This is a genomic window from Thermoanaerobacter mathranii subsp. mathranii str. A3 (assembly GCF_000092965.1).
GTDB lineage: Bacteria > Bacillota > Thermoanaerobacteria > Thermoanaerobacterales > Thermoanaerobacteraceae > Thermoanaerobacter > Thermoanaerobacter thermocopriae.
Window position 1 is genome coordinate 1,713,310 of sequence record NC_014209.1, and the last position, 15,205, is coordinate 1,728,514.

The following is a 15,205-nucleotide window of genomic DNA, read 5'->3' on the forward strand; positions in this document are numbered from 1 at the left end:
CCCATCCTTTATCGCTCTTCAAATCCTTTTGGATGATTTTTATGCCACATCCACGCGCTTTCAATTATTTCTTCTAAAGAAGTATATTTAGGAGTCCATCCCAATTCCTTTGTGATTTTTTCTGATGAAGCCACCAGCACTGCTGGGTCTCCCGGGCGGCGGTGAGTTACTTCTGCAGGAATAGGATGTCCTGTCACTTTTCTTGCAACTTCAATAACTTCTTTTACACTAAATCCTTCTCCATTTCCCAGGTTATAAATCGCACTTTCATTGTCTTTTCTCAATTTATCCAGTGCAAGTATGTGGGCATCTGCCAAATCCATCACATGAATATAATCTCTTATACATGTTCCGTCCTTTGTAGGATAATCATCTCCGTAAATCCTAATTTTGTCTCTCTTCCCTAATGCAACTTGAAGTATAATTGGGATGAGATGGGTCTCAGGAGAATGGTCCTCCCCAATTTCACCCGTTTCAATAGCCCCTGCAACATTGAAGTACCTTAGTGCAACATATTTAATTCCATAAGCTACATCTGCCCATTTCAACATTTTTTCAACCGCCAGTTTAGTTTCACCATAAGGGCTGGTAGGATTAGTTTTATCTTCTTCTTTTATAGGAATCCTTTCTGGTTCTCCGTATACCGCAGCAGTAGAGGAAAATACAATTTTTTTAACATTGTGTTTTTTCATTGCTTTTAAAAGAGAAAGAGTACCGCATACATTATTTTCATAATACTTAAAAGGCTCCTCAACACTTTCCCCAACAAGAGAAAATGCCGCAAAGTCAATCACTGCTTCAATTTCATTTTCTTTAAACACTTTGTCTAAAAAAGCTTCATCTCTTAAATCCCCTATATACAACTTCCCGCCTAAAACAGACTTCTTGTGGCCCTTTACAAGATTATCAACTACTACAACTTCTTCCTTTCTATTAAGAAGTGCAGCTACCGTATGACTTCCAATGTATCCTGCTCCACCACATACAAGAATTGCCATTTTTCTCACTCCTTTGATATATCAATTTCTCTTGCTCCTTCACCTACTCCGGTTATGTAGGCTGTAGGCTCATATCCAATTTTTTGTTTGTAATTTTTAGAAACCACTTTTATAAAATCTGGCACTTCTTCTTCTTTCACAATGCTTACAGTGCATCCTCCAAAGCCTGCTCCAGTCATACGAGAACCTATTACCCCTTTTAATTTTAACGCTTCTTCTACCAATGTGTCCAGTTCTTTCCCTGTAACTTCGTAATCATTTTTTAAAGAATTATGAGACTCAACCATTAATTTCCCAAATTTGATTAAGTCTTTATCATTAAGTGCTTTTACAGCCTCCAATACTCTTTGATTTTCTGTTATAACATGTCTTGCCCTTTTTACAAGCACTTCCTCCGGTATTAAATGTTTATATTCTTCAAACTGTTCAATTGAAACCTCCGAAAGATTGTGTATTGGTAAAGCCCTCTGAAGGTATGAAAGGGCTTTTTCACATTCACTTCTTCTTTCATTGTATTTTGAATCCAAGAGCCCTCTTCTTTTATTTGTATTTGTTATCAAAATTTTATAACCTTCTAATTTCAAAGGAACGTATGAATACTCTAATGTATCGCTTTTTAATAAAATTGCATGGTCTTTTTTACCCATTCCAACAGCAAATTGGTCCATTATGCCACAATTTACCCCAACAAATGTATTTTCTGCTTTTTGACACATTTTAACTAATTCTATCCGGTCAATATTTAAGTTGAAAACTTCATTCACTGCAACAGCAGTAACCAGCTCTATTGAAGCAGATGAAGAAAGTCCAGCGCCATTTGGAATGTTGCCTTCAAACACAATTTCAAATCCAGAAAAGTCATACCCCTCATCCTGTAATACTTTTAAAACTCCCTTAGGGTAATTTGCCCAATCATGGCTTTTATCAAAATTGAGTGCATCAAGGTCTACTTCCACCTTTAAATCGAAATTTAAAGAAGCCATGAAGACTTTTTTGTCATTTCTTTTTCTAATCGCAGCATATGTTCCAAAGTCAAGTGCACAAGGAAATACATAGCCTCCATTGTAATCTGTATGCTCTCCAATAAGATTCACTCGCCCTGGAGCGTAGAAAACCCTTATTTCAACTTCATTTCTACCATAGAATTTTTCAAGTGCTTCAATTACAGCAGTTTTCATTTTAAATCTCCTTTCTTATCTATTTTTTCAAAGCCTGCTTCTTTCATAAATCTTTCAAATGCTTCTTTCCCTTTTTCATCTCTTTTAAACACTCCTGCATCAAAAAGAACTTGCAAAAATTTGTTTCCAACTTCTTGCTGTATATAGCTTTCTGCCTCCTCTTTGGTGCATTTATTCCCATATTTTAAAAGCAATTCTTCCACCCATGGAATGTGCTTATATAAAGGATGGTTTTTGTCATACAAAGTTGGATCAAATTTTTGTTCGCCTGTTAAAAATTTCATTATCTCATCCAGCTCAAATTTTAACCTGCCTGGCAAAACTGCTAACCCCATGACTTCTATAAGTCCAATATTTTCCTTTTTTATGTGATGAAGCTCTTCATGGGGGTGAAAAATTCCATAGGGATATTTGTCTGTCGTCCTGTTATTTCGCAAGACTAGGTCTATTTCAAATTCACCATTTTTATTAATCCTCGCAATAGGTGTAATCGTGTTGTGAGGGATAAGTTCTCCATTCTTTTCGCTGTGAGATACAATCTCAACCTCTAAATCATTGTAATTTTTCCATTTATTTAATATATGTGAAGAAATATCTATAAGCCTACTTTTTTGCTTTCCTGCAATGCGTATAACAGACATAGGCCATTTTAATACGCCAACCTTGACATTATTATACTCATTATGCACAAAAAAACTCTCTATTGGAGCCTCTTCCATCGGAAAAACATGCCTTCCACCTTGAAAATGCTCATGGGATAGAATGGAACCTCCCACAATTGGCAAATCCGCATTCGACCCCATAAAATAATGAGGAAATTGCTCAACAAAGTCCAAAAGCCTCACAAAAGTTTTTTCTGATATTTTCATAGGCACATGTTTTTCGTAAAATAAAATGCTGTGTTCATTGTAATATACATACGGTGAATACTGAAAGTACCACTGCTCTCCTGCCACTTTTACCGGAATTACTCTGTGGTTTTGCCTTGCCGGGTGATTTAAGTTTCCTGCAAATCCCACATTTTCAAGGCATAAAAGACATTTTGGATAACCAGATTGCTGAACTTTTTTTGCTGCCTCAATCTCTTTTGGGTCTTTTTCTGGCTTTGAAAGATTTATAGTAATTTCAAGAGAACCGTATTGCGTTTGAACTCTCCAATACAAATTTTTAGCAATTCTATCCATCCTAATGTAATTAGAGGCTTGAGATAATTTGTAAAAATACTCTGTGGCCTTTTCAATTCCCTCTTCCAAGGCAATAGTATTAAACTTTTTTACAACTTCCGATTGCCGTGGCATCAAAAGCCCCATGATTCTCGCATCCATTAAATCTCTGTAAGTAATAGTATTATCACAAATAATTCCTATCTGTGCTGCATAGTCCAATAATTTGTTCAAAATATCAGAAGGACTATTAAGCTCTTCTTCCGGAACCTCACCTTCATAAAGTTTTTCTATTTTAAATAAATCCATAAGTGCATTGCGGCTTGGAATAACATCTAATTCCTCTATCAAGCCTTTTTTAAGTGCAAACTTTATAAGCCGCTCAATGTGTAATGCTACCTCCCTGGAATCCATAATATATCCTCCACTGACTTTGTTATATTTTTTAATTAAGTCTTCAATAAAAAAGAAATTCAGAGAATACAATCGCTTTGCTAAAATAACAGATTTATTAAAACATAACCTTTATGTGCAATAAAAATCAATTAATAGAGTTTGTTTATTATTTTAATTAACCTCTTTCTATTTTATATTCGACTTATATTCGACACATATTTAAAAATTCCTTCTAGTTTACAAAAAGTTTTTTAGATATTTTTATAAAGGTAATGAATAATTGTTAATATTGAAAAATGTGCTAAAATATATTTAGAACAAGTAAATGGGGATGATATAATGGAAAATATAATACCTAAAAACAAAAAAATTACTTATGAAGAATTCGAAGAAATAGACTCTAAAACTGATGAAATGCTCGAATTCATAAACGGCGAAATATATTTGTTATCCGCACCTTCAGTGGCACACCAAAGAATTTTAACGAACTTATCGACAGAATTTGGAATATATTTTAGAGATAAAAAGTGCAAACATTTTGTTGCCCCTTTAGATGTTATACTACAAAATGACCAAGAAAAGCACAAAGTACAGCCAGATATAACTGTTATTTGTGATGAAAGAGGACTCACTGAAAATAACTATATTGGAATACCTGAACTTGTAGTGGAGATACTATCTCCTTCCACAGCATCAAAAGATTACATAATAAAAATGGATTTATACATGAGGTTTGGAATAAAAGAATATTGGATAGTATCACCAAAAAACCAAGAAATCCAAATATTCACTCTACAAGATGGCGTATACGGCGAACCAATTAATTTTTCAAAAGATGAGGTATTAAAATCGGTGATATTCAATGACTTAAAAATTGATTTGAAAAACATATTTTAAAAGTGCAGAGAATAACTTCTCTGCACTTTTAAATCATTTTTTAATTGTTTCAACCTATATAAGTTTCATAAATATTTTCATTGTTTTTATCAAATGTTTTTCCGTTAATTATAATTTGTCTTGCCTCGGATTTTGGGAGATATATTCTTACTACGTCATAGGGTAGTTTATACTTTCCTTCAGCAAAAATTTTTATATTTATTTTTTCATCATCGCAATCCATATTAACATTTACAAATGTAAATATACCCTTTTTATAGTCATTTGTATATCCATCATCTTCATAAAGTTTAAATTCAGTTCTTCCATTATGTTTATGAGGGAATATCATAAAGCCCCTCTCATCCCTTGACTTAGTTTCAAAAGTAATATCTGCATCATTAATTGGTATTATTGCTCCTCCTCTTATTAATAAAGGCGAATAATCCAATGGGGCAGGAACTTTTACCTTTTGACCTCCCTCATACCACAAGCCAGTGTGATAATCATACCAACCGTCATTATGCTTTGGAAGATATACTTCTCTTTCATACTGTCCTTTTTCAACTACAGATGCAATTAGCATATCATCTCCCAGCATAAAATCATCACAGTCTTCAAAGGTTTTAGGATCATTTTCAAAATTATAAAAGGTTGGTCTTATTATAGGTTCATAATATTCATGGGCCCTGTAAAGTAGATTATATATATATGGAGTTATTTTAACCCTGAATTTAATAGCTTGTCTTATATAAGGAAGAACCTCAGGATACATCCACGGCTCAGTTGCAGTGCCATCGTCATTCCAGGAATGTATTGTAAATCTTGGATAAAATATACCATTTTGAACCCATCTTACAAACATTTCAGGCTCAGGTGCAGGACCTGCGAAGCCTCCAACATCATGGCCAAAATTATAAATACCGCTAAGGCTAAGCCCAATACCCATTTTTATATTAAACTTTATGGTTTTATAGCATGTCCTATTATCCCCTGACCATGTCTGAACATATCTTTGCATTCCAGGGCATCCAGATCTTGAAATAAGGTAAGGCCTTATATGAGGGTTATATTCTTTTTGAGCTTCATAGGAGGCCTTCATCATGAGCAGTGACATCAATGGTCTTATCTGCCCTATGCTTATTTCTTTGCCAAATCCATAAGCTTTTGCATCATTATCCCAGATTTCATATTCATTGTTGTCGTTCCATGTTGAGTCTATTCCATATTTTAACAATTTTTCAGTAACCTGTTTTTTCCACCAATCATAGGCCTTAGGATTTGTAAAATCCACATATGCTCCTAAATCATCCCAAAATTGAACTATCTCTGTTTTCTCTCCAGTTTTATCACGAACAAACATTTTATTCTCTTCAAGCTCTTTATACATTGGATGATCAATTAATAATACAGGTTTTATGTTTGCACAGAGCTTTACTCCATTTTCATGGTAGTAATTTACAATATCTTCAGGAGAAGGAAACTTATCTCTGTTCCAGTTGAATACATATCTTTTTTTACCAATCGAAGTATATCCAGAAGATAGGTGGAATGAATCACAGGGTATATCGTATTTTTTACACAACTCTATGAATTTCTGAAGCCTTTCCTGTGCATTTGGTGCATCTGTATAATGCATTGAAGAGCCTGAATACCCTATACTCCATTTTGGAGGAAATATAGTCCTTCCTGTTAAATAGGAAAATTTTTGTGTAACATCTTTTATTTTTGGTCCAAGTATAATGTAATAATCTAAATCTCCATCCTCTGCATAGTAATATCTGTAATATCCGTGATAATTGTCCAATTCTTTTCCCATATCAAATATAGACGTTGATAAATTATCATAAAAAATTCCAAAGGATATTCCTGTCTCCTTGTTCCTTGTTATATAGAAGGGTACATGCTTATATAGTGGATCAGTAGTTTCAGCATCGTATCCCATAGCATCAACGTTCATCATCTTAAAGCTTCTTCCGTGTCTTTCCGCTATTCCTGCTTTTTCTCCTAACCCATAATATTGTTCATTAATACTCCTCTCTAAATAATGAAATACCCCTTTACCTAACGATCCTTCTATATTATAGGCTTGTGTCTTTCTATCGCTCGCAAACTTAACTTCACTGCCATTAAGCTTTGCATACCATGTTGTCTTCATACCATTAAGGTTAATAACTAACTTTATTTTAGAAGTTTCTATCGTACATGTAAGATCATCGTAATGCAAAATGTACTCAGGTTTAGAGAAGGGGGAAATATCCAATCTGTTTCTTCCTTCTTTTTCTATATCATCCATGCCTGGTGCTACAAGCCAAGTTCTGTCTAATTTAAGTTCCTTCTCATACATTAAAAATCTTATTATATCTTCTTCAAGCACAAATACCTTTACATAAGTATTTCCTTCTACTAACTTGAAATCTATTACATTATCTTCATTTTTTGTCAGTTTAAATAGATAATTTTCTTTTATCATTAAGAACTCTCCTTTCTGCTATATTAATATATTAAGTGTAGTAGCTTTGGCAGAATTAAACTTATCGAAGGTATATATGTAATCAGGAGTAAAACAGCAATAAGCGTAGCAAAGAAAGGAAGCAGAGGTTTAAACACTCTCTCTATGGAAACATCTGCAACGCTGCATCCAACAAACAGCACACTTCCAACAGGAGGTGTCATTATCCCTATACATAAATTGAATATTAAGATTATACCAAAATGCACCGGATCTACTCCTAATTTTGTAACTATTGGAAAGAATATAGGAGTGAATATTAGTATTGCAGGAGTTAAATCCATAAAAGTTCCAACTATTAATAATGTTATATTTATTATTGCTAAAATAACTATTTTATTTGTTGATATAGACAATATTGCTTTGCTTATAGCTTCAGGTATTCCAGTATAAGCCATTACCCAGGACATTGCAGAAGATGCAGCAACTAAAAACATGATAACCCCTGTTGTTACTGCTGTTTTTAAAATAATATCCTTAATATCCTTCAATGTAATGCTCTTATATATTATTGAAAGAATTAAAGGATATATAACTGCTATTGCAGCACCTTCAGTTGCTGTAAATACACCTCCTACTATTCCTCCTACAACTATAACGATTAGTAATAAACTTGGAAGTGCATCAAAAAACACCTTAACTCCTTCTTTAAATGTAGTTTTAGGAGCAACGGGATAATTATTTTTCTTAGCGTAAAAATACGCAACGACCATAGTTGCAACTCCCATTAATATTCCCGGTATATAACCTGCCATAAACAAAGCTGAAATAGAAACACCGCCTGCAACAAGTGAATAAAGGATAAGAGCACCGCTTGGAGGAATAAGCATTCCTGTAGGTGAAGATGCTATATTTACAGCTGCGGAATATGCAGGATCATAACCCTCTTCCTTTTGAAGAGGAGCCATAGTACCTCCTATAGCAGCAGCTGCTGCAACTGCAGAACCAGATAAAGCTCCAAAGAGCATATTTCCAAGAACATTTGCATGAGCAAGTGCACCTGGTATTCTTCCTCCTATAACTTTTGCAAAATTAACTAATCTCTTTGCAATACCTCCATTGTTCATAATATTTCCTGATAGAACAAATAACGGAACCGCAAGAAGTGAAAAGCTGCTGATACCATTTACCATTTTTTGAGTTATTGTAAATATAGCAACATCGGGCGGAGCAATTACCAATGCAGTTACAATAGAAGCAAAACCTATTGCTATTGAAATAGGAATGCCAATTACTAAAGAGCCAAAAAAAACTGCAAATAAGACAATCATTGTTGTTGTAATCATCTATAGTCCTCCTCCCCTCATTTTCAAAATATCTAGTTATTCATCTTTAAATCTTCAATGATGTTATAAATCTGGTATAGAATAATTAAAACTCCTGAAATCAAAATCGATGAATAAATATAGCTTTTTGGCATATTTAATATAGGTGTTCTCATTCCGGCAACACCTGATGTGATTTGCTTTCCTCCAATAACAAGTATAAATATAGAAAAAATTAATACTGATGAATCTATGAAAACGTAAAGAATTTTCTTTTTTACTCCTTGTAATTTTTCCTTTAAAAATATCAAAGACATATGCTGTCTTGTTCCAAAGGCATAGGCTGCTCCTAAAAAGGATGTCCAAATCAAAATGATTATTACCAGTTCTTCAGTAAATGTGCTTGGATTTTTCAGCACATATCTTGTAAACACCTGCCACAATACCAATGCTGTCATTACTATCAATAAGACTGAATTAACATAAGCCAAAAGAGTATCTATAAATTGTTTTACTTTTTTCATTTCCTTCACCACCAATATAATAAATTCTCTATTCATAAGCAGGCCAGAAAATCTATTTGATGCCAGATTTTCTGGCCTTTTTCAGGCTTTAATTATTGTATGCTTTTAAAAGCATCTAATAACTTTTTAACTTCAGGCATTTCACTTGAATATTTCTCAATCATTGGAGCAACTGCTTCCTTAAATGGCTTTTTATCAACTTCATTGAATTTAACACCCATACTCTTTGCCTGCTCTATCGCTTTTTGTATTGATTTCTTCCACAATGTTTTGTGGAATTCAGTTGATTCCTTTGCAGCTTCTTGAATCGCTTTTTGCTGATCTGCAGTTAAGCTATCCCATACCTTTGAGCTGATAACTAATATATCTGGAATTCTTGTATGTTCATCATAGCTGAAAAATTTTGCAACTTCTCCATGCTTTCCAATTGTTAAAGCTGTTTCATTATTTTCACTGCCGTCTATAACTCCTGACTGAAGTGCAGTATATACATCTCCGTAGTTCATACTTACTGGTGTTCCGCCTAATGCCTGCACCATATCTATCTGGGACTTAAATCCCATAACTCTTATTTTTAATCCCTTCAAATCCTGAGGAGTATTGATTGCTTTCTTTGTTGTATAAAAGGACCTTGCACCTGAATCATAATAAGTTAATCCTATAAATCCCTTATCCTTTGTTTTGTTATAAAGATCCTTAACTGCATCTGACTCCATGCACTTATAAAAGTGATTCTCGTCATTAAATACATATGGAAGAGTAAAAGCGTTATATCCATCCTCATATGTAGTTAATGCTGCTGCTGAAACCTTTGTAAGAGCTACTGCTCCTGCCTGAAGCTGCTCCAATACTTCTGATTCTGAGCCAAGCTGTCCGTTAGGGAATACTTGAATTTTAACTTGGCCATTAGTCTTCTCTTCAACTTTTTTAGCAAATTCCATTAAAGCTAAATGAACTGGATGCTGTTCGCTTAAATTGTGCGCTAATTTTAATGTCATTACTTTTTGTTCTGTTCCTGAGCCATTAGAAGATTTTTGAGTTCCACATGCTGCCATGCTCAGCATAATAACTGCTAGCATGAATAAAGCAATAATTTTTTTCATTTTTTACCCTCCTTAAATTTTATTTCGTTTTGTAAACTTAAATGAAAGCTGAGGACTTCAATCCTTTCTGGTACAATGTTTTGCAGGAAAAACAAAATACCTCCAAGAAAGGATGAAGTCCTCATGCAAAACATTGTACCATTAAAGTGTCCAAAATCCAATAATACTTCTCTGTTCTACAAATATAGCAAAACTAAAGATGGTTCTCGAAAGTATCTTTGCCGTAAATGCCACCATCAATTTGCTCCTGATAAACCTTCTTCTAAAAAAACTGCTAAATATCCTCGCTGCCCTGTTTGTGGTAAAGCTTCTTTCCTTTATCATGACTATGAGTATTACTCTAATTACCGTTGTTGCGATAAAAAGTGTAATCATTCGTTTTTTGTCCCAAAACCTACTGCTATCCTCTCTACTTCTATGTCTAAGCTCGTTGGCAAAACTAACTTTAAACGCATGCGCTATCCTGTACATATCATTCTCTCTGCTTTGTCTATGTTCTTTCTTGGTAAAAATTCATTTAGAAATATTGCTTTAATTTTAAAAACTGCTTTTAATGTTGAGGTCTCTCATACTACTACCAGTAATTGGTGTAGAAAGTTTGCTACTTTGTTTCACAATATTTCTCTAGAACTTATTCCTATGTTGAATTTTAATTCTGATAAATGGCATGTAGATGAAACTGTAGTTAAAATCGCTGGTGAAAAATATTATGTCTGGTTTGTTATAGATTCTGAAACTCGTTTTATTCTGGGTTTTCACCTCACTCCTTATAGAGACTCTAGGCAAGCTTTTGCTTTGCTTAATTCGGTTAGAAATTTAGGAACTCCTTCTGCTATTGTGAGTGATCGCTACAGTGCTTATAAAGTACCTGTTAAGTCTTTATTTGGTGACAGTGTTAAACATATTAGAGTTGAAAGCTTTAAGAATGATATCTCTAATAATTTGTAGAATCTTTCCACCATCAGTTTAAGGCCTGGTATAAAACTAAAAGGATTGTAAATTAGGCGTTTATTCTGCTTCTAATGATTCTTCTAATAAACGCTATAAGCTTTGTTGGGGCTATAAAAATCATATTATTGTTGATGCTATCTCTTTATATCTATCGCTGAAATTATTACTCCCGCTGATGTCCATGATTTTGAAGTTGCTTTGTCTTTACTTGCTGATACTAATAATTGGTTTAAACTGACTGGTACTGATTTATTGCTGATAAGGGTTATGATGTTAAGAAACTTTATAATTTATGTTAGAGATATTCTCCATGGTCATTGTTTTATTCCTCGAAACTGGCGTAATCCTAAAAATCCCCCTCTGACTGATGACGTGATGATGGTTATATCGTTTTGTGAAGCAGGTATTAAAATGCTCAAAGACGGCAAGCAGTATTTTGATGGTTTTATTAAGCAAAAATTTGTTTGCAAGTTCTGCAATTTTAAAGATGATTCTACTTGCTCTATTCAGCATCCTAAATATTTTAATGGCAAAAAGCATAGAGGCTGTATTAAGTATGCTGTTATATCTTCTGATTATAGATCCTCTATTAATAGAGACTCCCTATATTTTAAAGCTGTCTATAGACTAAGAGTAGAATCAAAAATATATAATTCTCGATTTAAAGCTCTGGATTTTGAAAAAGCTTATGTTAGAAATATTAATTCTGTGAGCAACCTTAATACTTTTGGCCATATTACTTTGCTTACTGTTGCTATTGTAGCTATTAAATTGGGTAAATTTGATGAGTTTAAATCTCTTAGTGTTCTGATGAAATCGGCTTAATTTTCACTGAATTTAGTTCATGCCACTTTTTAACATTTGACTTCTACAGGATATTTATGCCCTTTTTTAACTCCTCTTTTTGTCTTTTCTTTTCCCTTACCACTTTCTTTATGTTCGATTACTAGTTTTAATTACTGTATATTGTATGTCATACATATTCTGGTTTTTGGTCGTATTTATTTTATTAATTTTGCACATCCCTAACCTTAAGTACCCACATACTCCTTCGCATTATTGAATGAAATATCCTGAACTATCTTTCCTAATAGTTCTATATCATTTGGAACTTCTCCATTTTCTACCCATTCACCAAGCAAATTGCAAAGAATTCGTCTAAAATATTCATGCCGCGTGTAGGATAAAAAGCTTCTTGAGTCTGTCACCATCCCAATAAACCGGCTTAATAAACCTGTGTTTGCAAGTGCTTTCATCTGCTCTATCATGCCATCCTTGTTGTCATTAAACCACCATGCAGTGCCAAATTGCATTTTCCCTGCTATTTTCCCGCCTTGAAAGTTTCCTATCATTGTTGCTATTACATAGTTTGCTGCAGGGTTTAATGTGTATAAAATAGTTTTTGGCAAAGAATCCTCTACTTCAAGAGCGTCTAAAAGTCTTGCTAAAGGATATGCAATTGCAAAATCGCTTATTGAGTCATACCCTGTGTCTGGTCCAAGTACTTTATACATTTTTGTATTGTTGTTCCTCATTGCTCCAATGTGCAACTGCATCACCCATTTTAATTCAGCATATTTTTTGCCTAAAAATATTAAGGTGTATGTCTTGAAACTATCTATTTCTTCTTTTGTCAAGTGCTCTCTCAACAATGCTTTTTTGAATATTTTCTCTACTTCTTGCTTTGATGCTTTTTGATAAAATACGTAATCTAAAGCATGGTCTGAGATTCTGCATCCTACTGTGTGAAAAAATTCTATCCTCTTTTCAAGGGCTTGTAAAAAGTCATCGTAATTATTTATTTCTTTTCCTGTGACTTCTTCTAATTTTTTTAGCCATGGAATAAAATCTTCTTTTTCAATTCCTAAACCTTTATCTGGACGAAATGCAGGTAAAACTTTTACATCAAATTCGTTTTGTTCTTTTAGCTTAATATGGTATTCTAATGAGTCCGTCGGGTCATCTGTTGTTATTATGATTTTGACATTTGATTTTTTTATTATGTTCCTTACGTTGAAATCATCCTTATTTATAACTTCATTCGCTCTTTCCCAAATGGATTTCGCTGTTTTTTCATTTAAAAGGTCATATATTCCAAAATATCTTTGTAATTCTAAATGAGTCCAATGGTAAACTGGATTCCCTATTGCCATGGGTATTGTTTTGGCATATGCCATAAATTTATCGTAATCATCAGCATTTCCTGTAATATATTTTTCATCTATTCCATTAGCTCTCATAAGTCTCCACTTGTAGTGGTCACCATATAGCCATATTTCAGTTATGTTTTTAAATCTTTTATTTTCATATATTTCTTTTGGACTTAAATGGCAATGAAAGTCATAAATTGGCATGTTTCTGGCATATTGGTGATACAACGTTACTGCTGTATCATTTGTGAGTAAAAAGTTTTCATCCATAAAGTTTTTCATCTTACTTATCCGCCTCACATTCTAGATATTTTCTTAGTGTTTTCTTTACTGCTCCAGCGCCAGCAATTAGTTCTTTAAAGTAGTTCTCTATTTTTTCTCCCAATCCTACTTCATAGAGATTTAATCCAAAAATGTGTTTATTTGAAAGAACAGGTCTTAAATTGTCTTTTACTGACTCTATATCTCCTAATTTTATATTTGAAACGTGGGATCTTAAATCTTCTAATAAGGGGTCTGGACTCAATGTCATTGGTCTTCCTTCATCATCTACACCCATTAAGTATCTACACCATCCTGCTATGACAAGTGGAATGTATTTTAAATCTGTAACGTTTAAGTCTTCTCTTTGCTCGTAAGATTTTATCGTCTCTCCAAATCTTATTGCCATTTTTTGTGATGTGTCTGTAGCAATTCTTTGCGGTGTATCCGGCATATATGGATTTGGAAATCTTATTTCTATTACTTCTCTCAAGAATTCTTTTGGGTCCAATACACCCGGATGAACTACAACTGGAAGCCCTTCGTCATACCCTATTTTTTCAACTAGTTTTTTTAAACATGGGTCTTCCATTTCTTCGGCTATTGTGCTATAGTTTAACAAACAACCAAAAATCGCTAATGTTGTATGCAAAGGATTTAAACAGGTTGTCACTTTCATTCTCTCTACTTTTTCTACTGTTTCTTTATCTGTAAAAATTACTCCTGCCTCTTCTAATGGAGGCCTTCCATTAGGGAATTTGTCTTCTATTACTAAGTAATGTATTTTTTCTGCGTTAACAAAAGGTGCTATTACAGTATTTTTACTCGTTTTAATTATGTCCATTTTTTCTATGCCGAAGCCTTCTAATTTTTTCTTTACTTCTTCCGAAGGCCTTGGCACTATTTTGTCTATCATAGTTAAGGGAAAAGATACTTTTGATGGATTTGTAAGATAATCTAAAAATTTTTCTTCAATCATTCCTTTTTTTATCCATTCTTCTGTGATTGTTTTCACTGAACCGAAAAGTCTTTCTCCATTTCCTGAGAAGTTATCTAGACTTACAAGTGCAATAGGATATTTCCCTTTTAAATATCTTTCATAGACTAGTGAGGTAATTTTTGAAATGATGTTTCTAGGTTTTTCTGGCCCTTTTTGTATGTCTTCTTTTACTTCTTTGATGTATTCTCCTGAAAAGTCTTTTAGGTTGTAGGCTTTTTCAGTTATTGTAAAGCTTGCTATCTGTAAGGAGGGATTTGTAAATATGTTCTTGAGTTTTGTCCAATCTTGACTCCACGGATCTGCTAATATTTTGTCACTTATACTGCCTATTACCTCTGTTTCGAGAGTGCCATCAGCGTGCATAATCACCAATAGGCTTAAATTGTCATAAGGAATGTATACTTTTTCAATTATCTCATAATCGTAAGATTCTACAGCAATTATTCCTGTCTCTGTAAGACCTTTGTGCAAAAGATCTTGCTGTAACAATGCGATAAATCCTCTAAAAATGTTTCCTGCACCAAAGTGTAACCATGTGGGATTTTGTTTGGTTTTCTCTGCTATTTTTTCTACATCATAGTTTGGAAGCTTTATACCTGCATGGCGCCATCTGTCAATGTCTTTTATACCTTCTCTGGTTAAAAGCATATTGTCTCTTCCTTTCTGCGTACTATTTTATAAAATCCATACTAACTCATTCCTTGTTTTGTGGATTATCTTGTGTTTAATATATATATTCTACATAAATCCAAAAAATCCTTCTTGATTTTTTAATTTTTTATTTTGAATTTTTGTTAAAAGAAAAAGGGATTACAAAAAATCCCCTTT

General features: G+C 33.5%; 10 protein-coding genes and 2 pseudogenes. 3 read left to right on the forward strand and 9 right to left on the reverse strand.

Annotated elements, in window-relative coordinates; genetic code table 11:
* Positions 1-8 precede the first annotated feature (8 nt).
* The 3 genes from galE to TMATH_RS08575 are packed head-to-tail and all read right to left on the reverse strand — an operon-like array spanning position 9 to position 3,753.
* Complete coding sequence (gene galE / locus TMATH_RS08565; RefSeq protein ID WP_013150644.1) at positions 9-998, reverse strand: UDP-glucose 4-epimerase GalE; 990 nt, start codon at positions 996-998, stop codon at positions 9-11.
* A 5-nt stretch (positions 999-1,003) separates the two neighbouring features.
* A complete protein-coding gene (locus TMATH_RS08570; protein WP_013150645.1) occupies positions 1,004-2,176 on the reverse strand; it encodes a galactokinase in 1,173 nt (390 codons plus the stop codon).
* Positions 2,173-3,753 (reverse strand): UDP-glucose--hexose-1-phosphate uridylyltransferase, encoded by a 1,581-nt coding sequence (locus TMATH_RS08575; RefSeq protein WP_013150646.1) that lies wholly within the window; start codon positions 3,751-3,753, stop codon positions 2,173-2,175. The genes TMATH_RS08570 and TMATH_RS08575 overlap by 4 nt, the downstream gene beginning before the upstream one ends.
* 321 nt (positions 3,754-4,074) lie before the next feature.
* On the opposite strand from TMATH_RS08575, the gene TMATH_RS08580 reads away from it, so the two are divergent.
* A complete protein-coding gene (locus TMATH_RS08580) occupies positions 4,075-4,632 on the forward strand; it encodes a Uma2 family endonuclease (RefSeq protein WP_013150647.1) in 558 nt (185 codons plus the stop codon).
* Between the two features lie 49 nt (positions 4,633-4,681).
* Here TMATH_RS08580 and TMATH_RS08585 read toward each other — a convergent pair whose 3' ends face one another.
* The 4 genes from TMATH_RS08585 to TMATH_RS08600 form a co-directional block, all read right to left on the reverse strand.
* On the reverse strand, positions 4,682-7,084 hold the full coding sequence (locus TMATH_RS08585) for a glycoside hydrolase family 31 protein (protein WP_013150648.1): 2,403 nt from the start codon (positions 7,082-7,084) through the stop codon (positions 4,682-4,684).
* A 23-nt stretch (positions 7,085-7,107) separates the two neighbouring features.
* Entirely contained in the window at positions 7,108-8,409 is a 1,302-nt protein-coding gene (locus TMATH_RS08590) for a TRAP transporter large permease (protein WP_013150649.1), read from the reverse strand.
* 32 nt (positions 8,410-8,441) lie between these two features.
* Complete coding sequence (locus TMATH_RS08595) at positions 8,442-8,912, reverse strand: TRAP transporter small permease (RefSeq protein ID WP_013150650.1); 471 nt, start codon at positions 8,910-8,912, stop codon at positions 8,442-8,444.
* Positions 8,913-9,004: 92 nt separating this feature from the next.
* A complete protein-coding gene (locus TMATH_RS08600; RefSeq protein ID WP_013150651.1) occupies positions 9,005-10,015 on the reverse strand; it encodes a TRAP transporter substrate-binding protein in 1,011 nt (336 codons plus the stop codon).
* A gap of 123 nt (positions 10,016-10,138) precedes the next feature.
* On the opposite strand from TMATH_RS08600, the pseudogene TMATH_RS08605 reads away from it, so the two are divergent.
* Positions 10,139-11,007, forward strand: a pseudogene (locus TMATH_RS08605) (IS6 family transposase); the annotation flags it as partial.
* A pseudogene (locus TMATH_RS08610) lies at positions 11,004-11,791 on the forward strand (transposase); the annotation flags it as partial. The pseudogenes TMATH_RS08605 and TMATH_RS08610, both read left to right, overlap by 4 nt.
* Positions 11,792-11,997: 206 nt before the next feature.
* Here the strand turns inward: TMATH_RS08610 and uxaC are convergent.
* Entirely contained in the window at positions 11,998-13,398 is a 1,401-nt protein-coding gene (uxaC, locus tag TMATH_RS08615; protein WP_013150652.1) for a glucuronate isomerase, read from the reverse strand.
* Position 13,399: 1 nt separating this feature from the next.
* Complete coding sequence (locus TMATH_RS08620) at positions 13,400-15,025, reverse strand: mannitol dehydrogenase family protein (RefSeq protein WP_013150653.1); 1,626 nt, start codon at positions 15,023-15,025, stop codon at positions 13,400-13,402.
* Positions 15,026-15,205 lie beyond the last annotated feature (180 nt).